The organism is Meiothermus sp. Pnk-1 (assembly GCF_003226535.1).
Lineage (GTDB): Bacteria > Deinococcota > Deinococci > Deinococcales > Thermaceae > Allomeiothermus.
This window is the reverse complement of the sequence record NZ_QKOB01000014.1, coordinates 14,817-39,629: the sequence shown is the minus strand read 5'-3', so window position 1 is coordinate 39,629 and position 24,813 is coordinate 14,817. Positions and strand designations below refer to the sequence as shown.

Below are 24,813 nucleotides of genomic sequence, written 5' to 3'. Positions count from 1 at the left end.
CTCCTTAATCGCCTCGTGCCCATTACACACGGATGGATGGGCTATAAAACCCCTGTTGTGGGAGCCCCAATTGTTGGGCGGGTACCTGGATGTTTGGCTTGACTTGACCCTTCTCTCCGAGGATGTTAACATGTGAGCGATCACAAAGCTTCTGGGATTGCCGAAGTAGACGATGTGCTAGACGGCGTTTAAGGCCTTGGAGGTGCTAGATACCATGGGAGAAAAATGCGTGTTGGTCAATCACTTTAGCGTTGAGAATATCCTTGGGAGGGATGGCCGTTGCCCAATAAGTTCGTTTTGGTCAGATACCCAAGGAACTTGGCGATGCCGCCGACAAGCTTTGGATACCCTTTGGCGTTTTTGTCCCTAAACCGTGTCGGTGTGGTCAGAGTTGCCAACTTGCTGTTCCAGCGGAAAGCTACTAAAGGGATCGTAGCTACTGCGGGGTTCATAAGAATAAGATGCTTTTATGATAGACCCTGACCAGAAACCCGCCACTATCAAAGACGTAGCTCGAGCGGCAGGAGTTTCTTATCAAACAGTTTCGAGGGTCATTAACAACCACCCTTCGGTGCGGGAAGACACTCGGCAGCGGGTTAAGGACGCCATCCGTCGGCTTAAATACCAGCCCTCGAGCGTGGCCCGTAGCTTAGCGACCCGGCGCAGCAACCTGATCGGGGTAGTAAGCTTTGGCTCGCCTGAGTTTGGCCCCACCCAGATGCTCTACAACATCGAGCAGGCTGCCCAGATGCGCGGTTATCACGTAAGCATTAGCAGCATCCCCGCTTTGAGCCGGAGGGAATTAGGATTGGCGGTCAACGCCCTGCGGCGCCAGCGGGTGGATGGTATCTTAATCATCGCTCCCCTACTGGAGGCCGAAACCGGGTTTCTACGTGAGTTCACCGTACCGATCGTATTAGTAGACGCTGATCCTTCGGCAGGGCTACCGACTAGCGGCATTGACCAGCTACACGGGGCACGGTTGGGGGTGGAGCATCTACTACAATTAGGCCACCGTCGCTTAGCTTTAATCGGCGGCCCTCAGCAGTGGAATAATGCTCGCCAACGCCACCAAGGCTGGAAGGAAGCTCTCCTCGAGGCGGGGTTAAGGCCAGTATCCCAGGCCTTTGGAGACTGGAGCGCTCGAAGTGGTTACGCTGCCGCACGGGCCCTGCTTGAGACAAAACAGCCCTTTACCGGCTTGTTGGTGGCCAATGACCAAATGGCCTTGGGAGCTTTGCGGGCTTTGCGGGAGGCTGGGTTGAGGGTGCCGGGGGAGGTCTCGGTGGTGGGGTTTGATAACATCCCTGAATCGGAGTTTTTTGATCCGCCCCTTACTACCGTTTACCAAGATTTCCCCAGCTTAGGGCAGAGCAGTTTGGCCCAATTGCTCACCCTCATCGAAGCTCCAGCTGAGGCTAAAGCCCCTCGCCTCATTCAACCAAAACTGGTGGTGCGGGCCAGTACGGCGGGGATCAAGGCAGGAAGGCAAAAGATCTTCTCATCCAAACGGGAGAAAACGAATGAGTGAGCGGTATACGGTAGGCGTGGATTTTGGCACCGAGTCGGGGAGAGCGGTAGTGGTGCGGGTTTCCGATGGATTAGAGTTGGCTAGTGCGGTATGTGTCTATCCGCACGGGGTAATGGACACCGCGTTGCCTAGCGGCAAACCTTTGCCTCCAGAGTGGGCCTTACAGCATCCTGAAGATTACCTTTTGGTCTTCAAGCAGGCGGTGCCGGAAGCCCTAAAGAAAAGTGGGATAGATCCCAGCCGGGTAGTGGGTATTGGTATAGATTTCACTGCCTGTACCATTTTGCCCACCCTTTCCGATGGCACCCCGTTGTGCTTGTTGTCGGAGTTTGCTGATGAACCTCACGCGTATGTCAAGCTATGGAAGCATCACGCTGCGCAGCCTCAGGCTGACCGTATCAACGCTTTGGCAGCGGAGCGCGGCGAGGCTTGGTTACCTCGCTACGGCGGCAAGATTTCTAGCGAATGGCTGTTGGCCAAAAGCTTGCAGCTCTTAGAGGAAGCTCCGGAGGTATATGCTCGTGCCGAGCGGATCATAGAGGCAGCAGACTGGGTGGTATGGCGCCTATGTGGGCGGGAAACGCGCAATACCTGTACCGCCGGATATAAAGCCATTTATCAAGATGGACATTACCCTTCGAGGGAATACTTGGCCGCCCTAAACCCCGAATTTGCCGATTTGGTAGAAACCCGCTTGGGTAGGGAGCTATCCCCTCTCGGGAGTAAAGCCGGAGAGCTGACCGAGGAAGCCGCGGCTTGGACCGGTCTCAGGCCGGGTATCGCGGTAGCGGTGGCCAACGTGGACGCCCATGTGACCGTGCCGGCGGCGGGGGTGGTAGAACCGGGGCGGATGGTGGCCATCATGGGCACAAGTACCTGCCATATGGTGATGAGCGATTCCCTGCGCGAGGTACCGGGGATGTGCGGGGTGGTAGAAGGTGGGATCATCCCCGGCCTCTACGGCTATGAAGCCGGGCAGAGTGGGGTAGGGGACATCTTTGCTTGGTTTATCAAACATGCGCTTCCCCCAGAGTATGCTTCTGCCGATGTGAGCGTTCACGAACGCCTTGAACGGGAAGCTGCGCAGCAAAAACCTGGTGAGCACGGTCTCCTGGCGCTAGATTGGGTCAACGGTAACCGCAGTGTGTTGGTGGACGCGTCGCTCAGCGGGATGATCCTAGGGTTGACCTTGGCCACCCGTCCCCCCGATATCTACCGGGCACTGATTGAAGCCACTGCTTACGGAACGCGCTTGATTATCGAGACCTTCCGGCAACACGGGGTCGCTGTTGAGGAGTATGTGGCGGCGGGAGGGTTGCCCAAAAATCGCATGTTGATGCAGATTTACGCCGATGTGTTAGGCATGCCGATCAGTGTTATAGGCAGCGAGCAGGGCCCGGCTCTGGGCAGTGCGATGCATGCAGCGGTGGCGGCGGGGGTGTATCCCGATATCCGAGCTGCGGCTAGACGGATGGGCAAACTACGCAAAAACGTTTATATGCCCATAGCCGAGCACCAGATCATTTATGACCAGCTTTATGCGGAATACGTGACCTTGCATGACTACTTCGGGCGCGGTGGCAACGATGTTATGCGGCGGCTCAAACGTTTGTCGCAGCAGGTAAGGGCTTGAAGACAAAGCAGAGGAGAGTCAAGTAGCTATGGTTCATTTATCCAAGCCGGAGCTTTGGTTTATTTGCGGTTCGCAGCATCTTTACGGGGAAGGGCTTTTGCGGCAAGTGGAGACCAATGCTCGAGAGATTGCGCAAGCTTTGAACACCTCGAGGCAGATCCCGCTCGAGGTAAAGTTCAAAGCCCTCCTCACTACGCCGGAGGAGATCTATCGGCTGGCCCAGGAGGCCAATGCTGAACCTCGTTGCGCGGGGCTGATCTTGTGGATGCATACCTTTTCTCCTGCCAAGATGTGGATTCGTGGATTGTCGGTATTGAGCAAGCCTTTTGTGCATCTGCATACCCAGGCTAACCGCGACTTGCCCTGGCAGACCATCGACATGGATTTTATGAACCTTAACCAAGCTGCCCATGGAGATCGCGAAGTGGGGTTCTTACACACCCGTATGCGTTTGGGACGCAAGGTGGTAGTGGGGCACTACGCCGATCCCGAGGTGCAGGAGCGGCTTGGTGTGTGGGCTCGAGCGGCCCATGCTTGGCACGATCTGCAAGGAGCCAAGTTTGCTCGTTTCGGTGACAACATGCGCGAGGTGGCGGTTACTGAGGGTGACAAGGTGGCAGCGGAGATGCGCTTTGGCTTTTCGGTCAACGGCTATGGAGTGGGCGATCTGGTAGAGCGGGTGAAGGCGGTCTCAGAGTCGGCGATTGACGATCTTGTAGAGGAGTACCAAGAGCAGTACAGCGTTGCTGGAGAGCTAAAAAAGGGCGGGTCACGACACGACGCCTTGCGCTACGGAGCCCGCCTCGAGCTGGGTTTGAGATCGTTTTTGGAAGAAGGCGGCTTCAAAGGCTTCACCGACACTTTTCAGGACCTGCACGGTCTCCGGCAGCTTCCCGGACTGCCCATCCAGCGCTTGATGGCTGACGGATATGGCTTTGGCGGAGAGGGCGACTGGAAAACCGCTGCCCTGGTGCGGGCTATGAAGGTGATGGGCGACGGCCTGCCGGGCGGGACTTCCTTCATGGAGGACTACACCTATCACCTCGTTCCAGGACAGCAGCGGGTGCTGGGGGCGCATATGCTCGAGGTCTGCCCCAGTATTGCCGCAGACAAGCCTAGGCTCGAGATTCATCCTTTAAGCATCGGAGGAAAAGAAGACCCGGTACGCCTGATATTTGACGCTCCTCCAGGTAAAGCCATCAATGCCTCGCTAGTAGATCTTGGTAACCGCTTTCGGCTGGTTGTTCATGAGGTCAAGGCGGTAGAGCTGCCCCCGTTGCCTAAACTGCCGGTGGCCCGTGCGCTTTGGGAAGTCCAGCCCGATTTCAAAACCGGTATTGCCGCTTGGATTTATGCGGGTGGAGCACACCATACCGGCTACAGCTACGCTGTCACCGCCGAGATGATGGAGGATTTTGCCGAGATTGCGGGGATTGAGGTGGCGGTTATTGACGCGAGCACCGACCTGCGGAGCTTCAAGAACGAGTTGCGGCAGAACGATTTGTACTATACATTGGCTCAGGGGTTACGGGGTTGAGCGTCTGATATCCGGCAACTCGATGTTTGGAACATTGGGTTGCGGTCAGGTATTAGCGCTTTTGGGTGCCGCTTTGCCCTGGCCTCAGCATTCCAGTCTTTGTGGGTTGAGTTACGGATTTCGTCATTACCCCTATTGTTGGTGGTTGTGCTCCGCCGTGGAAAGCCCGTTAGCGGCTTGCCGGATCAATGTGGATGACCGTCTTGATTACGCCCTCGGTGCGGTGGGCTTGCAGAGCGAAGGCCTGCGCTCCTTGCTCGAGAGGAAAGTGATGGGTAGCGACGGCTTTTAGGTTAACCTTTTGCGAAGCCACCATCTGGATAGCCCGGGGGTACACGTGTCCCATGCGGCGGGAGAGCTTGAGGGTTAGGCCCTTGCGGCGCACCATGGAAGCAGTAAGGGTAAAGCGGTCTCCGTCAGGAATTCCTACCAGTACCACCGTTCCGCCGATACGGGCCACCGCGCAGGCGGTTTCGGGGCCTTCTGGGCTATCCGTAGCCTCCAGCACCACATCGGCTCCCCGTCCGGCGGTGGCTTCAAGCAGCGCTTCGGGTTGTACGTACGCGGCATCGGCTCCAAGCCGCAAGGCCAGCTCGCGGCGATAGGCTAGCGGCTCTAGCGCCAGGACTTTGAAGGCGCCAGCGAGCCGGGCTACCTGGAGCAGGTATAGGCCAATCGCTCCCGCTCCCACCACCGCTACTGTATCGCCCAGGCGAATTTTGGCCAAATCTACCCCGTGAATAGCCACCCCGAGGGGCTCGAGCAGGGCTGCCGCCGTAGCATCGAAACCCTCCGGGAGAGGGAATAGCGAACTTGGCTTGGCATAGTAGTATTCCCGCAAGGCTCCGGCTACCGGTGCCGAGCCAGCGAAGCGCACGTGTGGACACAAGTTGGCATAGCCTTGCGAGCACCACTCGCATTCGCCACAAGGCTCAGCGGGGTCTACCGCCACCAGCGTGCTAGGGGGTAGCCCCCAACGTTCTCCATCAGGATCGTCTACCACGGCGGAGAACTCATGCCCTAGCACAAAGGGTTCCTCTGCTATAGCGCTGCCGATGCGCCCTTCTTTGTAGTAGTGAATGTCGGATCCGCACACGCTCACTGCCTGCACCCGCAGCCGTAAGCGCCCTTCAACGGGCTGGGTTTCCTGAAACTCTCCCAGCCGCATAACTCCCGGTCGGTCTAAGAACAAAGCCCGCATGCTTCTCCTCGCTCGTCATGGCTATCGGTGGAGTTCCTGAAGCACTTTTCGTACGCTCGCCGGAAGCGGATCTCTGACGTCGATCCAGATAGCTTCTCGAGGGGGCTCGAGGGTTTCCAGCTGGCTTTTTAGCAGATTCACCGGCATAAAGTGCTCCCGTTGCTGCATCCGTACAGCGATTAGGTGAGGATCCCCGTGTAGAAAGACAAACCGAACGCTTTCCAAGCCCTCGCTCAGTATGGCCCGGTAGCGTTCTTTTAAGGCCGAGCAGGCCAGTACCAGCGGCTTGCCCTTAGCCAGATGCTCCTCGATTAGGGCCCGTAAGCGGAGCAGCCAAGGCTCGCGATCGGCATCGTTGAGCGGCTCACCCCGACGCATTTTGTCCCGGTTGCCCTGGGAGTGATAATCGTCGGCATCAGCAAAATCCCAGCCCAAGCGCTGGGCGAGGGCTCTCCCCAGGGTGGTCTTGCCCGATCCTGAAACCCCCATCACGATGACCACTCGAGCTTTTACCCCACCTTCCAAGGCCATTCCACACACGTCCTTATCTCGGGAAAGAGTACCAGATCAGCCTTGCCTTTGCAGACCAGGGGGGTGATGGTTGGCGTCGTCGCGGTAGTTGATGGGCATCACCACCAGCGGCGTACCTAGCTGGTGGGCTACCATAGCCGCAGGAATAGTATTGAGCCGCGCCGTTACGTCTCCGCCCAAGGTGGGGGGCCAGTATTTGCCCGCGATATCTCTGACTCACTCCTCAGAGGTAATGCCCACCAGCTTGAGTAACCGTGTTTCATCCGAGGGGGGGGTCTCCAACACTAAGGGGAGAAGCCTTCCGTGAGGTACTTAGAGCGAAGGGCACGCATGTGGAATGACTTGGGTCGGGTTAGCTGCTCATAGCCGACCACCGAGAGGGTGCATCCCTTTCCGGAATCCTTCACCCCAGTCCAGGCCAGAGCCGGATCCAGATAGTCACAGCGGTTCTGGAAGCAGGTTCCGGTCTCGAGCTGCTCCCCCAGGCGCAGCGCAGCCTCGAGGTCTCGGCTCCAGATCGAGGCAGTGAGCCCGTAAGGAGAGTCGTTCATCAGCTTTAGGGCTTCCTGGTCCCCCTGTACCGGCATGATCCCGACTACGGGGCCGAAGGTCTCCTCGCGCATAATCCGCATACGGTGGTTCACCCGGATTAGCACCTGGGGAGCCAGATAAGGCGTGCCCGGCGCGTCGGCGGGGAATTTTCTAGGATCGATGAGGGCCTGGGCGCCCTGGCTCACGGCTTCGGCTACCTGCGCCCGGATAGCTTCAGCGGCGCTGCTGCGCACCAGAGGTCCTAAGGTAGTTTCGGGCTCGAGGGGATTGCCCAGGCGATACTGTAAGGTGAGGGCTACGAAGCCCTCCACGAACTCTTCGAAGCGGCTGTGATGGACATAGATGCGCTTGACCCCACAGCAGCTTTGCCCAGAGTTGAACATGGCGCCGTCCACCAGGTTTTCCAGGCTGAAGCTCAAGTCGGCATCGGCCCGCACGTAAGCGGGGTCCTTGCCGCCGAGCTCGAGGCCCAGCCCGATAAAGCGGTGGCTGGCGGCTTGTTGCACAGCCCTACCTCCTTCCACCGATCCGGTGAAAGCCACGAAGGCGATGCGCGGATCGGCGATCAGCTGGGCTACTTGCGGATGGCTCAGGTGAAGGTACTGGAACACTCCCTCGGGTAAGCCGGCCTCGGCAAAAGCCTCCGCGTAGCGCTCGGCCACCAGGGGGGTCTGGGCGGAGTGTTTGAGCACCACGCTGTTGCCGGCCATGATGGCGGGGATCACCGTGTTGACCGAGGTCAGGTAAGGGTAGTTCCAGGGAGCCAGCACCAGCACCACCCCCAAAGGTTCCCGCCGGATAAAACGCACAAAGCCCTCTCTGGGCTCAGCGGGTAGGTCGGCTAGGGCGGTATGAGCGGCGGCGATCATGTAGCGAGCCCGCTCGGCAAAGCCCCCCAGGATCTCTTTAGGGGTGTAGCGCACCGGGCGGCCCATCTGCCAGGTGAGCTCGAGGGCCAGGTGGTCGGCCCGGCGGGTCAGGGACTCCACCATGCGGCTGCAGATTTCGGCCCGTTCGCTCAAGGGGACGCTGCGCCAGCGGCGCTGGGCTTGGACTGCGACCTCGAGGCGGCGTTCGACCTCTGCTGGTGTGGCCAGGGGGCGCTCCACATACACGCTGCCGTCTACGGGGGTGATGGTCAGCTGGATCTCGGCCACAGCGTCACTCCGGGGTTACGTATGCGGCGGTGATGCCGCCGTCAACCAAGAAAGTGCTGCCGGTAACGAAGGAGGACTCATCGGAGGCCAGATAAAGCGCGGCTTGGGCAATCTCCTTAGCCTGGCCAAAGCGGCCCATGGGGATGTGTACCAAGCGCCGCTGGCGCTTTTCTGGGGTGTCGAGGTACTTCATCAGCAGCTCGGTCTCTAAGGGGCCGGGGCACAGAGCATTGACCCGGATGCCCTCGCGGGCGTGGATCACCGCCAGCTCTCGGCTCATCGCCAGCACGGCTCCCTTGCTGGCGGTATAGGCCAGCTGCGGAGTGGCGGCGCCCAACAGGGCCACAAAGGAAGCGGTGTTGATCACCGAGCCCCCTCCCGCCCGCCGCAACGCGGGAATGCCATACTTGCATCCTAAGAACACGCCCTTGACGTTGACCTGGAAGGTCAGATCCCACACCTCCTCGGCGGTATGAACGGCGTCGTCGTCTTGGGCATGGGAGATTCCGGCGTTGTTGAACAGGATATCCAGTCGGCCAAAGCGCTCCTCGGCAGCCTTGACCATGCGCTCGGCGTCAGGGGCCCGGGAGACATCGGCCTGGACGAAGAGGGCCTGCCCTCCGGACTCGCGGATCTCCTGGCAGGCTCTTTCCCCGGTTTCCGGGTTGAGATCCACCCCCACTATCTTGGCCCCCTCCCGGGCGAACAGCAGGGCCGATGCGCGGCCAATGCCGCTGCCTACCCCGGTGATCAGGGCCACTTTGTCACGCAGTCGCATAAAGCTCTCCTTTCGCTTTAGATACGCTCGAAGTAACGTTGCCGCTCCCAGTCGCTCACGGCTCGGTGGTAAGCCTGCCATTCGCTGTGAAAAAAGTGCGCGTAGTGCTCCTGTACCTCAGCGCCCAACATCTCGCGCACAAACGGGCTTTGGGCAAAGCGCTGGCAGGCTTCCCCCAGGGTGTAAGGAACCCGCGGCAGGTGTTGGGCCGCGTAGATGTCTCCGCGGAAGGCAGAAGGGGGCTCGAGGCGCTGACGGATACCGTCCAGGCCGGAAGCCAGGGCTGCGGTGAAGGCCAGGTAAGGGTTGCAGTCGGCCCCGGGAAGGCGGCACTCGATGCGCAGGCTCTGGCCCCGGCCCACCACCCGGAAACCGGCGGTGCGGTTGTCGAGGCTCCAGGCCAGGCGGGTGGGGGCCCAGGAGCCATCCTCGTAGCGCTTGTAGGAGTTGACGGTAGGGGCATAGAAGGGCATGAACTCTTCGGCGTGGGCGATCCAACCGGCTAGAAACCAGCGAAACACTGCTGAGCCCTCGGCCCCCTGCCCGGCGAAGGCGTTTTGTCCATCCCGCCAGAGGCTCAGGTGCAGGTGGCTGCTGGAGCCGGCCTGGCCGTTGGCGAATTTGGCCATGAAGGTCACCGAAAGCCCCATCTGGTCGGCAATCTCCTTCATGCACTGCTTGTACAGCACGTGGCGGTCGGCCATCTCCAGCACCTCGGCGTAGCGCACGTTGATCTCGTGCTGGCCCAGCCCCCACTCTCCCTTGGAGTTCTCCACCGGGATTCCCGAGAGCTTGAGGTGGCGGCGTACCGCGCCGGTGTACTCTTCAACCCGGCTGCCCTGCAGCAGGTGATAGTCCTCGATGTACCATCCGGCGGGCTCGAGCCCCCGATACCCCTGGGCCTGGGCTTCCCGATACGGGGTGGTGAAGAGGTAGTACTCCAGCTCGGAGGCGGCCAGAGCTTGGTAACCCAACTCTGCCATCCGCCCCGCCTGCTCCTTGAGCAAGGCGCGAGGGGCTACCCGGACCGCCCCTTCGGATTCGCGCTCGAGATCGCACAGGACGATGGCGCTCTTCTCCAGCCAGCTCGCCAGGCGCAAGGTGGAGAGGTCGGGCACCAGGTGAAAGTCGCCATACCCCAGCTCCCAGCTGGCGAAGCGGTATCCCGGCACCGGATTCATCTCCATATCGGTGGTGAGCAGGTAGTCGCAGCCGTGGGTGCCGTGCTCGCCTACCTCCTCGAGGAAGTACTCGGCATCGAAGCGCTTGCCCAGCAGGCGGCCGTAGTGATCGGGAAACGCGGCGATCACGGTGTCAATGGCTCCCGCTTGCACCTGCTGGGCCAGGGCCTCGAGGCTGAGCAGACCTTGGGCTTTGGGTGGCTGACTCATGGTACCTCCGTTATCTGGGTAAGCCGGGCGGACTGTTCGTGTAGCAACTGGCCAAGCTGGGCTACTCCCTCGCGTAGCGCCTCGAGGCCCTGGTAGCCAAAACATAGCCGCACATGGGTGAAGTGCTGGGTTTGGGTCAGAAAGGCCTCTCCCGGGGTGATCGCCACTCCCCGGCGCAAAGCCGCCTGGTATAGCGCTCCTGGAGGGAAATAGGCCGGTAGGCTCAGCCAGCAGGAGAAGCCCCCCTTGGGCCGAGTCCACCGTACTGCCCCGGGCATATGGGCCCGGAGCGCATCGAGCAAGACATCCCGGCGCTCGCGGTAGACGGGCACCACCTTGCGCAGGTGGCGCTCGAGGCTCCCCTGTTGGATAAACCGGGCCGTGGCCCGCTGCAAAAGTAGCGGTGGGCCGCAGATGTCCGAGGCGCTGTGCAGGGCCAGCAATCCCTCCAGCAGCCTGGGCGGTGCCAGCACAAAGCCGATTCGCAGCCCCGGCATCAGCACCTTGGAGAAGCTGGAGAGATAGAGCACGTGGGAGCGGTCCAGCGCCCGGAGCGGCAGTGGCGGGGGCATATCGTAGGCCAGGTGGGCATAGGTATCGTCCTCCACCAGCGTCAGGCCATAGCGGACGGCCAGATCCACCAGCGCTTGGCGCCGTTCGGGGGTGAAGCACATTCCGGTGGGGTTGTGGAAGTTGGGTAGGGTGTAGTAAAAGCGTGGCCGGTGTTTTTTCAGCAGGGCCTCGAGGTGGCGCAGGGAGGGGCCTTCCTCGTCCAGCGGCACCGGGAGCGGGCGCAGCTTCAGGGTGTGGAGGATGTTGAGGAAGCCCAGATAGGTAGGTTGTTCGATGATGACCTCGTCCCCTGGCTGACAGAGCATCCGGGCGGTCAGGGCCAGCCCCTGCAATCCTCCCACCGTGATCAGCACCTCTTCGGCCGACACTTCCAGGCCCCGCTGCGCCAACATCCCGGAGATGGCCAGGCGCAGGTGCGGGTCGCCGATCACCGGCCCATACTGAAATACCTCGCTGCCCTGAGGGTGCAATGCTTCCAGGCTCGCCCAGAACTCCTCGGTCGGGAAAAGGTGAGGATCCGGGCTGGCCAGGGCCAGGTTGCGCACTCCGCGTACCTGCTGCACCTTGTGTACGTCGTGGAGGACTCCCATCGGGGTAAGCCGCTCGCCCAGGTGCAAGTGCAACAGCGAGGGGTGGGTTTCTGCTCCTACAAAGGTTCCCCGCCCTACCGTGGCCTCTACCAGACCTTCGGCTTGGAGCTCGCGGTAGGCGTTTTGTACCGTCAAGCGGGTGACCCCAAGCTCGGCGGCCAGCGTACGGATGGGCGGCAAGCGGGCTCCTCCGGGCAGCTCTCCGCTGGCGATGCGGGTCTTGATCTGCTCGGCGATCTGCCGATACAGGGCCTGGGGGTGGCGCCGGTTGAGCTTTAGATCGGGGCGGGATTTGGGCTCGAGCATCGCCAGTCCTGCGCTCAATCCGTACTCGAGCTTGCCGGGGCGGCCTTGCCCAGATTCTCGAGCTCGCGCTCTATAGCCGCGAGTTCCTCGGGAGTGCCCTGCACCTTGGGCCCCTTAAACCAGCGACGGGCCGAGAGCAACCACCACCCTCCCGAAAAAGCCAGCACCACCGCCACCGCTACAGGGGCATAATTGAAGGTGCTCCAGGTGATGGGGCTGACCTGGGGCAAGCAGAACAACACCGAGATAAAGGCCACCCAGACCACCGCGATCCAGCCCACTATCAAGCTCCAACGTCCCAGGTGCCAGGGTCCGCGCTGGAAGCTATTGCCAGCCCGCACCCGCAGATAGACCGGGATGATGTAGGCGATGTACAGGCCAATCACCGCGATGGAGGTCACCGCGGCGTAGGCGGTGGCGTTCCAGAGGTAGGGAAGGCCCAGGATAAAGGAGAATACCACGCAAAACCAGATGGAGTTGGTAGGGGTGCGGGTTTTGGGGTTGATCTTGTGCCACAGCTGGGCTCCTGGCACGGCCCCGTCGCGGGAGAAGGCGTAGAGCATACGGCTGTTGGCGGTCACGCTGGACATACCGCAGAAAAACTGTGCCCCGATTACGATAAGCAGGAGCAGTATCCCGCCGGTTTTGCCCACCGCGTCGATAAAGATCTGTACCGGAGGTACCCCGGTGGCGGTGCCTAGCACGGCTTTATAGTCCTGGATGGCAAAGTTCAGACCGATCAGCAAGACCCAGCCCGCTACCAAGGAGACCAGGATGGAGTTGACGATGCCGCGGGGAGCGGCCACCGCGGCGTTGACCGTTTCCTCGGCCATGTGGGCCGAAGCGTCGTAGCCGGTAAAGGTGTATTGGGCCAAGAGCAAGCCCAGCAGGAACACATATAAGCCCGAAGCGAAGCCAGTGTTGTTGACGAAGTGGGTAAATACCCATTCGGGGGAGTTCAAACGGGGAGCTCCAAGCATCACCGCGGCCACGATGATGACCACTCCCAGCACATGCCACCAAACGCTCACGTCGTTGAGCAGTGCCACCAAGCGGATTCCCAAGGTATTGAGCAGCGCGTGGGTCAGTAACACCAGGCCGTAGATGGTGATGATGACCGGTGGGGTGGGGTTGAGTCCGGTGGTCAAGTAGAGCAAGGCCCCGATGGAATAGGCTAGCCCGAAGTCAATCCCCGCCGTCACCGCCACCTCGCCCAGCAGGTTGAACCAGCCGGTGAACCAACTCCAGGCCGCGGGGTTTTTGCGGGCCAGCTTGGCCGACCAGAAGTACAGCCCGCCGGCAGTCGGATAGCTCGAGCACACCTCGGCCATGGCCAGGCCCACGAAGGTCACCAGCAGCCCCACCAGCGGCCAGCCCAGGGTCATCACCACCGGCCCGCCGGTGTTCATGCCGTAGCCGAACAGGGTCAAGCAGCCCGAGAGCACCGAGATGATGGTGAAGGAGACGGCGAAGTTGGAAAACGACCTCATCTGTCGGCGCAGGACCTGGGCGTACCCCAACTCGTGCAGGCGCTTCACGTCCTCATGGTGGGCTGAAGATTCGTCCTGGCGCATCCGTCCCTCCTTGAGCCGCAAGCCAGCGGTAAACGGCATGGGGATGCCTTCGCATCAGCTTGCTGGTGGCGTTGCTAGGCACTATAGAGGGCGCGGGACGGATTGTATAGATACAATTTCGCCGTTTGAGCTAGGACAAGGGGTCTGGTTACTGACCCAGCCCGGCCCAGACCTGGTCGGCGGTCAGCACCGGCATCCCCCGGCGCGGCGGTGACCTCGTCAAAGGGCAGGACCTCGGCGAGGTTGACCGCCCCGATCGCGGCCCCCTCGCGGAGGGCGGCGCGGACGACCTCAAATCCCGGCTCCCGGTGGAGGTAGGCAAGTAGGGCCGAGGCGTCCAGCAGTACCCGTTCAGCCACCCCCTGCCTCTCGGCGCCGGTCCTGGACGACCTCGAGGCCAGGCCGAAAGCCACGGCCTTATGTTCCTACCAACAGCGACTTGATGCGCAGGATGTGCTGCTCGATAAGCTCTGTGGCTGCTTGCCGTTGGCCTTCGATGATGAGACGGGCGAGGGTCTGGTGCTCGACAAAGCTCTGCTCCCGGCGGCCTGGGTGCTTTTGAAAGATGCGCATGGCGATGCGGTAGAGCATCTCCTGCTGGCGCTCGAGGGCCTGCACGATCTGGCGGTTGCCCTTGAGGGAGGCCAGGAACTTGTGGAAGGCCATGTCGGCACCCACCAGGGCCTGGCGGGTGCTCTTGGGGTCATGCACGACCTGGGCCTGGGCCAGCAGGTGCTCCTCCAAAGCCCGCGCCTGTTCATCACTCAGCGCCCCGGTGAGGCTGCGCACCACGAAGCTCTCCAGGGCCAGGCGGTAGTCGATGTAGTCTAGGATGTCCTCCAAGGTCAGCGCCAGGACCACGATACCCTGCTGGGGGGAAACCCGCACGTAGCCCTCGTTTTCCAGGCGGGCGATGGCCAGGCGCACCGGAGTTTTGCTCATGCCCAGCTGCTCCGCCAGGGTGCGCTCGGAGAGAAAGCTGTTGACCGGAATCTCCTCGTCCAAAATGAGCTGTTTGATGCGCTGATAGGCTTGCTCGCGCAGGGGGAGGGCCTCGAGGGCGGTCACAGGAACAGTCTATCTCAAATCCTTCTGAGATGCCAGTTGAACTTTAGCGGGACTTCGGTTATATTGACCCTGCTTCTCTTACAACCAAGTCCTTTTCCCGCTGGATCTTGCTGTGAGCGAAGCCAAGGAGGAATGCGATGAAGAGGTGGTTTGTTCTGCTGGCCGTCCTGGGGGTAGCGCTGTCGGCGGCGACTGGAATTGCGCAAAGGTACCCTGCGCGCCCCATTACCCTGATCGTGCCCTGGTCGGCGGGGGGGTCGACGGACCTCACGGCCAGGGCCCTGGCGCCGGTGCTGGAGAAGATCCTGGGCCAACCGGTGCAGGTGGTCAACCGCACCGGGGGTGGGGGAGCAATCGGGCACGGGGCCATCGCCCAGGGCCGACCCGACGGCTACACCCTCGGCATCATCACCCTGGAAGTGGTCCTGCCCCCCTGGGTCGCCCAGACCAAAATCGACGCTTCGGCCTTTGCGCCCGTCTCCTTGCTGGTGCTCAACCCGGTGGCCATCGTCGTACGCAAGGATGCCCCCTGGAAAAGCGCTCAGGAGTTCATCGCCGACCTCAAGCAGAACCCGGGGAAGTACAAGGCCTCCGGTACGGCCAAGTGGGGTTCTTACGACTTCGCGCGCCTGGGTTTCCTGTGGAAGTTGGGCCTCAAGGACGAAGCCCTTCCTTGGGTGCCCACCCAGGGGGCGGCGGCGGCGATGCAAGAACTCCTTTCCGGGGGAATTAACGTGGCCTTCGTCTCCATTGGCGAGGCCAGCGCGTTGGTCAAGTCCGGCGAGGCCCGCTTCTTGGCCTTCATGACCGATAAGCGCTTCCCCAGCTTTCCCGAGGTGCCCACCCTCAAAGAAGTGGGGGTGGATTGGACGTTCGCCTCTTTCTTGATGGCCGCCGCGCCGAAGTACACGCTACCTTCGGTGATTGACGTGCTGGACAAGGCCTTCGCCCAGGCGGTTCAGGATCCAGATTTTGTGCGCTTCATGCAGAACGCCAACCTGGTCATCAACCACCTGGACCGCAAACAAAGCTTAGCCTTCCTCCAGGAGCGAGCGAAGACCATGAACCAGATCACCCAAGAGCTGGGGCTTAAGTTCTAAAGGGAGAGAGGATGCAACAACAACGGGTTTGGGAAGGCGTCGTAGCCCTTGTCGCCGTGTTCCTTGGCCTCGCCGCTTGGTACCTGAGCGGGAACCTCCCTCCGGGCCAGGGGGGTACCCCGGGTCCGGCCTTCTTCCCCAGGATCCTGGCCGGGATCCTGGTGCTAGGGGGCTTGGCCCTTCTCGCCGCCGTCGGGCGGCAAGGTGGATTTAGGCCCGTACGCGCGCCCAGTATGGGTTCATTTTGGCGGATGGGTTTGCTCTGGGGGGCCCTTTGGCTGGTGCCCTGGCTCCTTCCCAAGCTCGGTTTAGTCCTCACCGCGGTCGTATACAGCATGTTGACCGCGGCCCTGCTGGGGGCCCGCTGGTCAGAGGTCCTTTCCCTCGGCGTGGTGGTGGGTGTGCTGGTGCAGCTCGTCTTTGCCGAACTCCTCAAGGTGAGGTGAAGCGTGTTTGGTCTTGACGCTTTTTTTGCCCTGCTCCTGGGAGTGGTCTACGGCCTCCTCAAGGGGGTTCTCTTCCCGGGCATCCCGGCCACCTTAAGCCTAGTCTTGGTCCTCCCCATCCTGATTTTCCTGAGCCCGGCCGAGGCCTGCGCCGCGGTCATCGGCCTCACCACCACGGCCATCTTCACCGGGGACGCCGGTTCGGTGATGGTGCGGGTTCCGGGCACGCCGGCCTCGGCGGCCTACACCGAAGAGATCCACGAGGTGGGCCGGACCCGTTCCCCCGCCTTTGCCCTGGGTCTTTCCACCGTGGCGGCCACCGTGGGGGGGTTGATTAGCATCCTGTTTTTGGTGGTGGGTTCCTTGGGGCTTGCCCAGGTGGCCAAGCTCTTCTCCTCGGTGGAGAACACCTGGGTGGTGATGATGGGGGTCATCAGCGGTATCTTCGGGGCTGCTTCCTTGCTGAAGGGGGTGTTGGGGTTCGCCTTTGGCATGCTCTTGGGCACCGTGGGGGTGGATCCCTCCTTCGGCACCCCTCGCTTCACCTTCAACAACCCCTACCTTCTGGGGGGCATAGAGTTTATCGTAGCGCTGATCGCTCTTTTTGGGGTTAGCGAGGGGCTTTATGCCTTGTACGCTTTCTCCTCCCGAGAGGCGCGGGCCCGGGCCCAGGCGGGCTCCGGCTTCCGGCAACTTTTGCGCACCTTCTTCCTCGAGGCCCCCAGGGCGGTGCTGCGGGAGCGTTGGCTCCTTTTGCGCTCGAGCCTGATCGGCGTTTTTATAGGCCTCATGCCGGGGGCGGGGTCGGACACCGCGGCCTGGATGAGCGCCAACTTTGCCCGGTTACGCCGGGACCATAAACCGGAACAGGTGACGATCGCCGGGGCAGCGGGCAGCGACTCCACCATCGCCGGGGACTGGATCCCTACCCTCGCCCTGGGTATCCCGGGGGACACCATGACTACCGTGGTGCTGGGCATGTTTATGGCCCTCGGCATCACCCCGGGCCCGGCGCTGTTCAAGGACCAGCTAGGTCTGGTCTTCCAGATCTACCTGGCCTTCTTCTTGAGCGCCGTGGTATTCAGGCCCGTGGTGGGCTTCCTGGCGGTGATGCTGGTGAGCCGCATTACCCAGATCCCTCGCTATCTCCTTCTGGGTGCGGTGACGAGCCTGTGCATCGTGGGGGCCTACGCCATCAACCGCAACCCCGACGACCTCTACCTGCTGCCTGTGCTGGGGCTTTTCGGTTTCCTGCTCCGCAAGAGCGGCTTCACCCTGGGGCCTATCGTGCTGGGTCTGGTGCTGGGGCCGCTTTTGGAGCAGAACGTCACCATGAGCCTGATCAAGGCCAACGGTGACCTGCTGGCCTTCTTTGATCGTCCTCTGGCCGCAGCCTTGGCGCTGGTCGACGTGGTATTGGTGCTCAGCCTCCTATACCTGCGCCGTCGGGAAGCCGCCGCCAAGCCTCAGACCAGCCTGGTTGGGGGGTACGAGGAGTGAAAGCCTGGGTTCTGCAAGACTACGGGAGTCTCGCCTTAGAAGAGCGCCCCCTGCCGGAAGGGCCTGGACTTTTGCTCCGGGTGGCGGCCGCCGGGATCTGCGGCAGCGACCTCAGCGTCTACAAGGGCACTCCCGCCATGCGGGCCCGCTGGCGCCCGCCGCTGGTGTTGGGGCACGAGATCGCCGCCACAGTGCAGGAAGGCCCGCCGGAGTGGCTGGGCCGGGCGGTGACGGTAAACCCGTTGGTGGCCTGCGGCCGGTGCGACCCTTGCCGCCGGGGACTCTCCAACCTCTGCGCGAACCGCACCAACGTGGGTTTTCACTACCCTGGGGGCTTTGCCCAGCAGATAAGGCTGCCCCCAACCCAGCTTTATCCGCTGCCCGAGGGCTTGCCCCTTTGGAAGGGAGCCTTATGCGAGCCGCTGGCGGTGGCGCTGCGGGCGGTGGAACTGGCGGGCGCGGTGCTGGGGCGCCGGGCGCTGGTGCTGGGCGGGGGGGCCATCGGCACCCTGGTGGCCTGGCTGTTGCACCGGGGAGGAGCGCAAGTCCAGGTGGCCGAGCGTAACCCTCTGCGGCGGGAGTGGTTGGAGGGCTTCGGCTTCGCCCCAAAGGTGTTGGAGGTTCCGGAGGGAAGCTTCGAGGTAGTGCTGGACTGCGTGGGTAGCGCCAAAACGGCGGAGCTGGCGGTCGACGCGGTGGAGCCGGGGGGGGTGGTGGTGCTGGTGGGCCTCGAGGCCACCTCGGCGGCCCTGCCTTTGCAGCGCGTGGTATTGCAGGAGATCAGCCTCAAGGGGGCTTACGTCTTCACCCACGACGACTTTTCCCGCGCGGTGGGGTTGGTGGCCCAGCTACCCGACGCGCTGGCGGCGGTACGCCCGTTTGGCGCCTGCCCGCAGACTTTTCAGGAGCTGCTGGAAGGGCAGCTGCCCCAGGCCAAGGCGGTATTGGTTTGGTAAGGAGGAAGCATGCGCACCTCCATCGCCACGGTATCTCTCAGCGGCGACCTGCGGAGCAAGCTCGAGGCCATCGCCGCGGCGGGCTTCGACGGGGTCGAGATCTTCGAGACCGACCTGCTGACGTTCGAGGGTCAGGCCAGGGATGTGCGCCGCCTCTGCGAGGATCTGGGCCTAGAGATCGTGACCTTGCAACCTTTTCGGGATTTTGAGGGCTTGCCCGAACCGCTGCGCTCACGAGCTTTTAGCCGGGCTGAGCGCAAATTTGACCTGTTACAGGAGCTGGGCACCGACCTGTTCTTCGTCTGCTCCAACGTTTCTCCCCACAGCCTGGGCGGGCTGGAGCGCATCGCCGAAGATCTCTACGAGCTGGGGGAGCGGGCACGGCAGCGGGGCCTGCGGGTGGGCTATGAAGCGCTGGCCTGGGGCCGGCACATCCACGACTACCGCGACGCCTGGGAAGTCGTGCGCCGCGCCAATCACCCTGCCGTGGGCCTTATTCTGGATACCTTTCACATCTTTTGCAAAAACCTCGAGCTCTCGACGCTGCGCCGGATCCCCGGGGAGAAGATCTACCTGGTCCAGGTGGCCGACGCGCCCGCCCTGGAGATGGGAGCCCTGCCCTGGAGCCGCCACTTTCGCAATTTCCCCGGGCAGGGTCAGTTCCCGCTGAGGCAGTTCATGGCCGCGCTGCGGGAGACCGGCTATGGGGGTTATCTCTCCCTGGAGGTCTTCAACGACCAGTTCCGTACGGCGCCCCCCAAGGAAACGGCGCTCGACGGCTACCGCTCGCTCGTCTATTTGCAAGAGGACGAGCCCCCCAAGATCAGAACTTCCGGAGTGGCCTTCGTGGAGTTCGCGGTAAGCGAGCAAATGGCCCCCGTCTTGGGGGATTTCCTGAAGGGCTTAGGGTTTCGTAAAACCGGCCAGCACCGCTCCAAGGAGGGGGTGAGCCTGTGGCAGCAGGGCCAGATCCACCTCATTCTCAACGCCGAAGCCGGCAGCTTCGCCCAGGCCTACAACCAGCTTCACGGCACCTCGGTTTGTGCAGTTGGGCTCGAGGTCGCTGACCTCCCTGCGGTGTTGCGCCGTGCCCAGACGTACAAAGCTTCTCTGTTCCTGGGTCCGACCGGCCCCAATGAGCACCAGATACCCGCCCTGCGCGGGCCGGAGGGCATCCTGATCTACCTGCTCGAGCCGCCCGCAGACTACCGCCAGTTTTGGTCGGTGGACTTCGTGCTCGAGGAAGGCCTGCCCCTCCAAGCAGGCCTGGAGCGCGTAGATCACCTGGCCCAGGTGATGCCTACGACCCAAGTTCCCTCGTGGGTGCTGTTCTACCGCACCATCCTGGGGCTCGAGGCCTCCAACCTGCTCGACATCCCCGACCCCGCCGGCCTGATCCAGAGCCAGGCGGTAGAGAACGCCGACCGGTCGTTACGGCTGGTGCTCAACACCTCCCAGGGCGGGGGTACCCTGGCCTCACGCTTCCTGAGCGAGTCCCATGGCGGTGTGCAGCATATCGCGTTTTCGACCCGGGACATCTTTACCACCCTGGAAAACCTCCTCGCCGCCGGGGTTAGACTGCTGCCGATCCCGCCGAACTACTATGACGACCTGGAGGCCCGCTACGGGCTGGACCCAGAGCTCCTGCAGCGCCTCAGGCGGCTGAATATCCTCTACGACCAAAGCCCGGAGGGCGAGTTCTTCCACGCCTATACCCAGACCTTCGACGACCTGTTTTTCATCGAGATCGTCGAGCGCCGGGGTTACAACGACTACGGAGCGGTCAACGCGCCCGTTCGGATCGCGGCCCAGAGCCGCCTGATACGCTCATAAACGCGGGCTGGGTGGGGGGGTGAATCACCTGCGGCAGTCCAGCCGTACCCGGAAGCTGGGGTCGGCGACGCTGTAGCGGATCTTGAGCGAGGTGTTCATCTTGTTGGGGTCGAGCAGCAAGAGCAGCTTGGTGGGGGTTTTGTCGGTTTCCTCGGAGTAGAACACCGCCTCCTGCACCATGCCGGTACCCGGGGCAAAGGGCTTGTCGCGCATCTGGACGTAGCCCGACTCGATGGTGTTGCCGTTGTCAAGCGCCAGCAGCAGGCCCTGCCAGCCGGTGCCGGCCAGGGCTGCGCCGTTGGCGGTGGTGCCGTTGCGCAGCTCCACCATGGCCTTCCAGCCCCCGCGCCCGCCGGCGGGCAAGGGCTCCACCGATAGCACCCTGAAGCGCCAGATGCCGTTGAAGAGCCACTCGTTTACGCAGCCCTCCAGCGCCGCCACCTGGTTGGCCCCGCCCTGCGCCTGCGGGGCACCCGGCAGGGTGAGGCTGAGGGTGGAGCCCGAGACGCTCACGCTCACCCCGGCGGCCTTGAGGGCCTCGAGGGGCACGTAGGTCTTGCCGCCCACCACGATGGCGGGGGTGCTTGAGGCCTTGCCGTTGATCACCAGGCGGTAATTCGTCGCTGCCAACCCCGCGCCCAGGGCCAACACCGCCAGTGCTGCCAATTTGAGCTTGGACATCCCGACCTCCTTTGACCTAGTTACACCAATTCTAGCCTCACGCTCCGGGGGGGTGAACCCACCCCCCCGGTCTCGGGCTTCAGCACAGCAGATAGCCCCTTACCCGCACCACGTCGGTGCCGATCTGGCCTGCGCTGTCGCGCGCGGTGAGGGTGATGAGGTGCTCGTACTGCGCGGGCGAGGCGCAGTAGTTGGCGAGCGCTTGAACCGCAGGCTGTGGCCGCTGCCCAGCTCGGCGGAGCCGCCCGGCTGTACCGAGGCCAGGCTGGTGGTTCACTTCAGGCTGGAGCCGGGGAGGGCGCCGTCTTCGGGATCGCTGCCGGTGCCGGCGAGCTCGAGCTCGCAGTACGGGCCGTGCGGACTGGTCGGCCCAGACCTCGAGGTCGGTGCCGCGCCCGATCACGGTGTAGCCGCCCGCCGGGAGGGCCTGGCTGTGGGTGTGGCCAGTGCCGCTGAGGCCCGGCCAGGCGATGGCGCCGTCGGGCGGGTTGTTGGGGTCGTAGCTCTCGGCCCGGAAGGGGATGGGCTGACCGGCGCAGTAGGTCTGGCTGGCGGAGGGCTCGAGGATGCGCAGGGTGGGCCTATCGTTCTTTTACCCTGGCGGCGGCGGGATGGCTCCCTCTACGTGCGCTTTGTTTCCAGGACTCGGCTTAGTCCCAACCCAGTGCCTTGCGGGCCTCGGGCGAAAGCCTTGCGGGGGTCCAGGGCGGGTTCCAGACGAGCTCGACCGTGACCGCCTCGACGCCGGGGAGCCCGCCGAGGGCCCGGCGCACCGCTTCTGGCATGGATTCGTGCAGGGGGCAGCCGGGGGTGGTGAGGGTCATACGTACATAGGCGGTGGGCGGCTCCACGCGGATGTCGTAGATCAGGCCGAGGTTGACCACGTCGAGGCCAAGCTCGGGGTCGTAGACCTGGGTGAGCAGGCGACGGGCTTGTTCTTCCAAAGGGTTCATGAGCGGAGCACCTCCTCGAGGGCGTAGGCGCACAGCAGGCCCCCGGCCAGGCACAGCCAGAAGGCGGGTGGCCAGAAAGGAGCGAGCAAGGCTCCCAGACCCAGCAGCATTCCCGCCCAGCCCGCGGCCTGCTCGGGGAGCATGGCCTTGAGCGCGGGCACGGTTTCCAGGCCCACCCTGGGCGCATAGCGGTAGGTCCAGACCAGGAACGGCACGATCTTGTAGAGCATCCCGCTCACGATCAGGGTCAGAAAACCCAGGCCAAACCACAACCCGGCCCACAGGGCCTGCCCAGCAAGCAGGGCCAGCAGCGCCAGCACCAGGAAAGCCAGCCCGGCCAGGTAGTGCCGCACCCCCACGTCCAGCGCCCGCTTCACCCGGTGGCGCAGGATGCGGAAGGTGTCGTAGCAGGCCAGCCCGACCCCCACAGCCAGCAGGCCCAGCCCCATGGGTTGCTTCAGGGCCAGGCCCAGCAGGCCCAGGTTGAGCAGCCACAGCAGCAGCCCCAGCAGGCTTTCATCCACCCCGTGGCTGAGGGTGAACATCGAGACCAGCTTGTGCCCGACGCCCAGGATGGAGAGCACAAACACGCCCACCAGCCCGGCCAGCACATGCCAGCTCAGGCGCTCGGGGTTGTAGAAGCCCATTCGCAGGGTGAGGGCTTGCAGCATTCCCAGCAGGGGGGTGAGCACCAAGTAAAAGCTCACCCAGGCCAGCGCGGTGGCTACGGGGCTCCACCTCGAGGCCCGCCGGAAGGCCAGCGCCATGTGAGAGGCGAAGAGCAGCAGGCCCAGCAGGACCAGGCCGCCGCCCAGCGCGATCCAGCGGGGCTCGGCCTGGAGGAAGCCCCACACCTGCAAGGGCAGGCCCGCCCCCCACAGGGCCAGCGTGGGGTAGCCCAGGGCGGGGCGGGGGAGGGGGGACTCGAGCACCACCGGCACCAGAGGATGCATGGCCCCCACCAGCACCCCCACGCCAAAGCCCAAGAACAGCAGGTGGCTCGCGGCCAGCAGCACCGGGTGGCGGGCGGCCTGCAGGGCTTCGGGGTGGATCGCCAGCAGCAGCAGGCCCCACAGCAGGAAGGCCGTCCCCGCCGCGAAGAAGCCCAGCGGCAGGCTGAGCGGCACCGCGGGGGTGGGGGTGAGGCTGGGGGCCCGGCCGGTCATCGCTTCCACCTTAGTTCGGCACGGGCCGAGGGGCCATGACCCACGTCAAGCCATCATCTGGTCGAGGGTGTAGCTGCCGAGCACCTCGCGCACCTTGCGGCTGCTCTCGTTCCACACCGGCTTGAGGTAGCAGAAGCCCCGCCGCTGCTCGGTGGCGCAGCGGGGCTTGGTCTGGCAGGTGTCCATCACCACCGGCCCGGACAGCGCCTCGATGACGCTGAGCAGCGAGATGCTCTTGGGGTCGGCCTTGAGCCACACGCCCCCCCCGCGCCCGGGGCGGTTCTCGATCAGCCCGGCCTTGGCGAGCTTGGCGAGCACCTTCGCCAAGAAGGCAGGCGGGGCTTGCAGCCGCTGGGCGATCTCGGTGGCGGGGATTCCGGGGCTCTCGGCGGCGCTCATCAGGGCGTGCACGCCGTAGCTTTCTTCACGTTTTAACAGGGTGCGTAAGGCTCTCATGGGCCCTCCTTACCTAATTTGCTCGAGCCCTTTTGGGACATTATTCCCAAGACATCTGTCCCGACGCTCGTGGGCTAATCTTATCTCAGACAAAAAGGTCCGAGTTTAGGGCCGAAAGGAAATAAGATGATCGAGACGAAAAAAACCCAACGCAACGCCGCCCCCCTCCTCCTCATGCTCATCCTCGGGGCGCTGGCCTCGGCGGCAGTCCTGCTCACGGTTCAGATCATGGCCGGCAAGGGCGGCAACGCGGCGCAGGCCCCGGCGCCCGCCCAGGCCCAAACCACCGCCCCGGCGGCCGCGGCCCCCGTCGCCCTCGAGCCCGTCCCCGCCAACCTGCCCAAGATCGCCCATGATCCGGCCGACATCCCCGCCCCCATCGGCAAGCGCGCGCCTGGATTGGTCAAGGTCAGCATCGAGGCGCTCGAGGTCGAGGCCGAACTAGCCCCCGGCGTGAGCTACACCTACTACACCTTCGGTGGCAAGGTGCCCGGCCCCTTCATCCGCGTCCGGGTGGGCGACACGGTCGAGGTGAGTTTCACCAACAACGCCAAGAACAGCATGTACCACTCCGTGGACTTCCACTCGGCCACCGGCCCCGGCGGCGGCGGCGCGGTGACGCAGGCGGCCCCCGGCGAGACCAAGGTCTTCAGCTTCAAGGCGCTGGCCCCCGGCCTCTTCGTCTACCACTGCGCCACCCCCCTGGCCGCCCAGCACATCGCCAACGGGCAATACGGCCTGATCCTGGTCGAGCCCGAGGGCGGGCTGCCCAAGGTGGACCGCGAGTTCTACGTGATGCAGGGTGAGATGTACACAGCCGCCCCCTACAACACCCCCGGCCGCCAGAGCTTCGATATCCGCAAGCTCCTCGACGAGCGCCCCGAGTACTTCGTCTTCAACGGTTCCACCACCGCCCTCACCGAGGATTACCCCTTGAAGGCTAAGGTGGGCGAGACAGTCCGGCTCTTCTTCGGCGTCGGCGGCCCCAACGTGATCTCCACCTTCCACGTCATCGGCGAGGTCTTCGACACCGTCTACAACCAGGCCTCCTTCAGCAGCCCCCTCACCGGCACCCAGAGTGCTATCACCGGCCCCGGCAGCGCCTCCATCGTGGAGATGAAGCTCGACTACCCCGGCAAGTACATGCTCGTCGACCACGCCCTCTCCCGCGCGGCCCGCGGCCTGGTGGGGTACTTGGTGGTCGAGGGCAAGGAAGACCCCAGCATCTTCCACGCCCAGACCCCCGTGACCAACTCCGGCGGCCACTAGAGGCGCCGGTAGTTGCGGACGGGTGCGGCTA

At 63.2% G+C, this 24,813-nt stretch carries 22 protein-coding genes; 9 read left to right on the top strand and 13 right to left on the bottom strand.

Features of this window, described 5'->3' with window-relative positions; genetic code table 11:
- Positions 1-469 precede the first annotated feature (469 nt).
- The 3 genes from DNA98_RS14740 to araA are packed head-to-tail and all read left to right on the top strand — an operon-like array spanning position 470 to position 4,701.
- A complete protein-coding gene (locus DNA98_RS14740; protein ID WP_110532065.1) occupies positions 470-1,531 on the top strand; it encodes a LacI family DNA-binding transcriptional regulator in 1,062 nt (353 codons plus the stop codon).
- Entirely contained in the window at positions 1,524-3,164 is a 1,641-nt protein-coding gene (gene araB / locus DNA98_RS14735; RefSeq protein WP_110532063.1) for a ribulokinase, read from the top strand. The genes DNA98_RS14740 and araB overlap by 8 nt, the downstream gene beginning before the upstream one ends.
- Before the next feature lie 28 nt (positions 3,165-3,192).
- Positions 3,193-4,701 carry an L-arabinose isomerase gene (gene araA, locus DNA98_RS14730; protein ID WP_110532061.1) on the top strand — a complete coding sequence of 503 codons (1,509 nt, stop codon included), beginning with the start codon at positions 3,193-3,195 and terminating at the stop codon, positions 4,699-4,701.
- A 169-nt stretch (positions 4,702-4,870) separates the two neighbouring features.
- On the opposite strand, the gene DNA98_RS14725 is transcribed toward araA, so the two are convergent.
- The 8 genes from DNA98_RS14725 to DNA98_RS14685 all read right to left on the bottom strand — a co-directional run bounded on the left by DNA98_RS14725 (position 4,871) and on the right by DNA98_RS14685 (position 14,422).
- Positions 4,871-5,902 carry a zinc-binding dehydrogenase gene (locus DNA98_RS14725; protein ID WP_110532059.1) on the bottom strand — a complete coding sequence of 344 codons (1,032 nt, stop codon included), beginning with the start codon at positions 5,900-5,902 and terminating at the stop codon, positions 4,871-4,873.
- A 21-nt stretch (positions 5,903-5,923) separates the two neighbouring features.
- Positions 5,924-6,433 (bottom strand): gluconokinase, encoded by a 510-nt coding sequence (locus DNA98_RS14720; protein ID WP_199489398.1) that lies wholly within the window; start codon positions 6,431-6,433, stop codon positions 5,924-5,926.
- 284 nt (positions 6,434-6,717) lie between these two features.
- On the bottom strand, positions 6,718-8,142 hold the full coding sequence (locus DNA98_RS14715; RefSeq protein ID WP_110532057.1) for an aldehyde dehydrogenase family protein: 1,425 nt from the start codon (positions 8,140-8,142) through the stop codon (positions 6,718-6,720).
- Positions 8,143-8,146: 4 nt separating this feature from the next.
- On the bottom strand, positions 8,147-8,920 hold the full coding sequence (locus DNA98_RS14710; RefSeq protein WP_110532055.1) for a glucose 1-dehydrogenase: 774 nt from the start codon (positions 8,918-8,920) through the stop codon (positions 8,147-8,149).
- Between the two features lie 17 nt (positions 8,921-8,937).
- Positions 8,938-10,311: a glutamine synthetase family protein gene (locus tag DNA98_RS14705; protein ID WP_110532053.1), complete on the bottom strand. Its 1,374-nt coding sequence runs from the start codon at positions 10,309-10,311 to the stop codon at positions 8,938-8,940.
- On the bottom strand, positions 10,308-11,798 hold the full coding sequence (locus DNA98_RS14700) for a PLP-dependent aminotransferase family protein (protein ID WP_233493236.1): 1,491 nt from the start codon (positions 11,796-11,798) through the stop codon (positions 10,308-10,310). Before DNA98_RS14700 ends, DNA98_RS14705 begins: the two co-directional genes overlap by 4 nt.
- Positions 11,795-13,393, bottom strand: coding sequence for an amino acid permease (locus DNA98_RS14695; RefSeq protein WP_233493235.1), 1,599 nt, complete (start codon positions 13,391-13,393; stop codon positions 11,795-11,797). The genes DNA98_RS14700 and DNA98_RS14695 overlap by 4 nt, the downstream gene beginning before the upstream one ends.
- Positions 13,394-13,771: 378 nt before the next feature.
- On the bottom strand, positions 13,772-14,422 hold the full coding sequence (locus DNA98_RS14685; protein WP_110532049.1) for a GntR family transcriptional regulator: 651 nt from the start codon (positions 14,420-14,422) through the stop codon (positions 13,772-13,774).
- A 137-nt stretch (positions 14,423-14,559) separates the two neighbouring features.
- Between DNA98_RS14685 and DNA98_RS14680 the strand changes: the two genes are divergently transcribed.
- From DNA98_RS14680 to DNA98_RS14660, 5 genes are read left to right on the top strand one after another with little or no spacing between them, the layout of a single operon-like run.
- Positions 14,560-15,522 carry a tripartite tricarboxylate transporter substrate binding protein gene (locus DNA98_RS14680; protein ID WP_110532047.1) on the top strand — a complete coding sequence of 321 codons (963 nt, stop codon included), beginning with the start codon at positions 14,560-14,562 and terminating at the stop codon, positions 15,520-15,522.
- Positions 15,523-15,533: 11 nt separating this feature from the next.
- Positions 15,534-15,968 carry a tripartite tricarboxylate transporter TctB family protein gene (locus DNA98_RS14675; protein WP_110532045.1) on the top strand — a complete coding sequence of 145 codons (435 nt, stop codon included), beginning with the start codon at positions 15,534-15,536 and terminating at the stop codon, positions 15,966-15,968.
- Between the two features lie 3 nt (positions 15,969-15,971).
- The gene (locus DNA98_RS14670) at positions 15,972-17,468 is read left to right on the top strand and encodes a tripartite tricarboxylate transporter permease (protein ID WP_110532043.1); all 1,497 of its coding nucleotides are present in this window, start codon (positions 15,972-15,974) and stop codon (positions 17,466-17,468) included.
- On the top strand, positions 17,465-18,424 hold the full coding sequence (locus DNA98_RS14665; protein WP_110532041.1) for an alcohol dehydrogenase catalytic domain-containing protein: 960 nt from the start codon (positions 17,465-17,467) through the stop codon (positions 18,422-18,424). Before DNA98_RS14670 ends, DNA98_RS14665 begins: the two co-directional genes overlap by 4 nt.
- 9 nt (positions 18,425-18,433) lie before the next feature.
- Positions 18,434-20,257, top strand: a complete 1,824-nt coding sequence (locus DNA98_RS14660; protein ID WP_110532039.1) for a bifunctional sugar phosphate isomerase/epimerase/4-hydroxyphenylpyruvate dioxygenase family protein — start codon at positions 18,434-18,436, stop codon at positions 20,255-20,257.
- Between the two features lie 24 nt (positions 20,258-20,281).
- On the opposite strand, the gene DNA98_RS14655 is transcribed toward DNA98_RS14660, so the two are convergent.
- The 5 genes from DNA98_RS14655 to DNA98_RS14635 all read right to left on the bottom strand — a co-directional run bounded on the left by DNA98_RS14655 (position 20,282) and on the right by DNA98_RS14635 (position 23,513).
- On the bottom strand, positions 20,282-20,938 hold the full coding sequence (locus tag DNA98_RS14655; protein ID WP_110532037.1) for a hypothetical protein: 657 nt from the start codon (positions 20,936-20,938) through the stop codon (positions 20,282-20,284).
- A 79-nt stretch (positions 20,939-21,017) separates the two neighbouring features.
- Complete coding sequence (locus DNA98_RS14650) at positions 21,018-21,215, bottom strand: hypothetical protein (protein WP_110532036.1); 198 nt, start codon at positions 21,213-21,215, stop codon at positions 21,018-21,020.
- Positions 21,216-21,588: 373 nt separating this feature from the next.
- The gene (locus DNA98_RS14645; RefSeq protein ID WP_110532034.1) at positions 21,589-21,891 is read right to left on the bottom strand and encodes a metal-sulfur cluster assembly factor; all 303 of its coding nucleotides are present in this window, start codon (positions 21,889-21,891) and stop codon (positions 21,589-21,591) included.
- Positions 21,888-23,057: a hypothetical protein gene (locus DNA98_RS14640; protein WP_110532032.1), complete on the bottom strand. Its 1,170-nt coding sequence runs from the start codon at positions 23,055-23,057 to the stop codon at positions 21,888-21,890. Before DNA98_RS14640 ends, DNA98_RS14645 begins: the two co-directional genes overlap by 4 nt.
- 45 nt (positions 23,058-23,102) lie before the next feature.
- Positions 23,103-23,513: an Rrf2 family transcriptional regulator gene (locus DNA98_RS14635; protein ID WP_110532030.1), complete on the bottom strand. Its 411-nt coding sequence runs from the start codon at positions 23,511-23,513 to the stop codon at positions 23,103-23,105.
- A gap of 126 nt (positions 23,514-23,639) precedes the next feature.
- Between DNA98_RS14635 and nirK the strand changes: the two genes are divergently transcribed.
- Positions 23,640-24,782, top strand: coding sequence for a copper-containing nitrite reductase (gene nirK, locus DNA98_RS14630; RefSeq protein WP_110532028.1), 1,143 nt, complete (start codon positions 23,640-23,642; stop codon positions 24,780-24,782).
- The last annotated feature ends 31 nt before the right edge of the window (positions 24,783-24,813 follow it).

What these genes read in the sequence shown, in the direction of transcription:
- araA (WP_110532061.1), top strand. Translation starts at nt 3,193, where the DNA reads ATGGTTCATTTATCCAAGCCGGAGCTTTGGTTTATTTGCGGTTCGCAG.
- araB (WP_110532063.1), top strand. Translation starts at nt 1,524, where the DNA reads ATGAGTGAGCGGTATACGGTAGGCGTGGATTTTGGCACCGAGTCGGGG.
- DNA98_RS14660 (WP_110532039.1), top strand. Translation starts at nt 18,434, where the DNA reads ATGCGCACCTCCATCGCCACGGTATCTCTCAGCGGCGACCTGCGGAGC.
- DNA98_RS14680 (WP_110532047.1), top strand. Translation starts at nt 14,560, where the DNA reads ATGAAGAGGTGGTTTGTTCTGCTGGCCGTCCTGGGGGTAGCGCTGTCG.
- DNA98_RS14705 (WP_110532053.1), bottom strand. Translation starts at nt 10,311, where the DNA reads ATGAGTCAGCCACCCAAAGCCCAAGGTCTGCTCAGCCTCGAGGCCCTG.
- DNA98_RS14640 (WP_110532032.1), bottom strand. Translation starts at nt 23,057, where the DNA reads ATGACCGGCCGGGCCCCCAGCCTCACCCCCACCCCCGCGGTGCCGCTC.
- DNA98_RS14710 (WP_110532055.1), bottom strand. Translation starts at nt 8,920, where the DNA reads ATGCGACTGCGTGACAAAGTGGCCCTGATCACCGGGGTAGGCAGCGGC.
- DNA98_RS14655 (WP_110532037.1), bottom strand. Translation starts at nt 20,938, where the DNA reads ATGTCCAAGCTCAAATTGGCAGCACTGGCGGTGTTGGCCCTGGGCGCG.
- nirK (WP_110532028.1), top strand. Translation starts at nt 23,640, where the DNA reads ATGATCGAGACGAAAAAAACCCAACGCAACGCCGCCCCCCTCCTCCTC.
- DNA98_RS14740 (WP_110532065.1), top strand. Translation starts at nt 470, where the DNA reads ATGATAGACCCTGACCAGAAACCCGCCACTATCAAAGACGTAGCTCGA.
- DNA98_RS14675 (WP_110532045.1), top strand. Translation starts at nt 15,534, where the DNA reads ATGCAACAACAACGGGTTTGGGAAGGCGTCGTAGCCCTTGTCGCCGTG.
- DNA98_RS14645 (WP_110532034.1), bottom strand. Translation starts at nt 21,891, where the DNA reads ATGAACCCTTTGGAAGAACAAGCCCGTCGCCTGCTCACCCAGGTCTAC.
- DNA98_RS14635 (WP_110532030.1), bottom strand. Translation starts at nt 23,513, where the DNA reads ATGAGAGCCTTACGCACCCTGTTAAAACGTGAAGAAAGCTACGGCGTG.
- DNA98_RS14725 (WP_110532059.1), bottom strand. Translation starts at nt 5,902, where the DNA reads ATGCGGGCTTTGTTCTTAGACCGACCGGGAGTTATGCGGCTGGGAGAG.
- DNA98_RS14695 (WP_233493235.1), bottom strand. Translation starts at nt 13,393, where the DNA reads ATGCCGTTTACCGCTGGCTTGCGGCTCAAGGAGGGACGGATGCGCCAG.
- DNA98_RS14720 (WP_199489398.1), bottom strand. Translation starts at nt 6,433, where the DNA reads ATGGCCTTGGAAGGTGGGGTAAAAGCTCGAGTGGTCATCGTGATGGGG.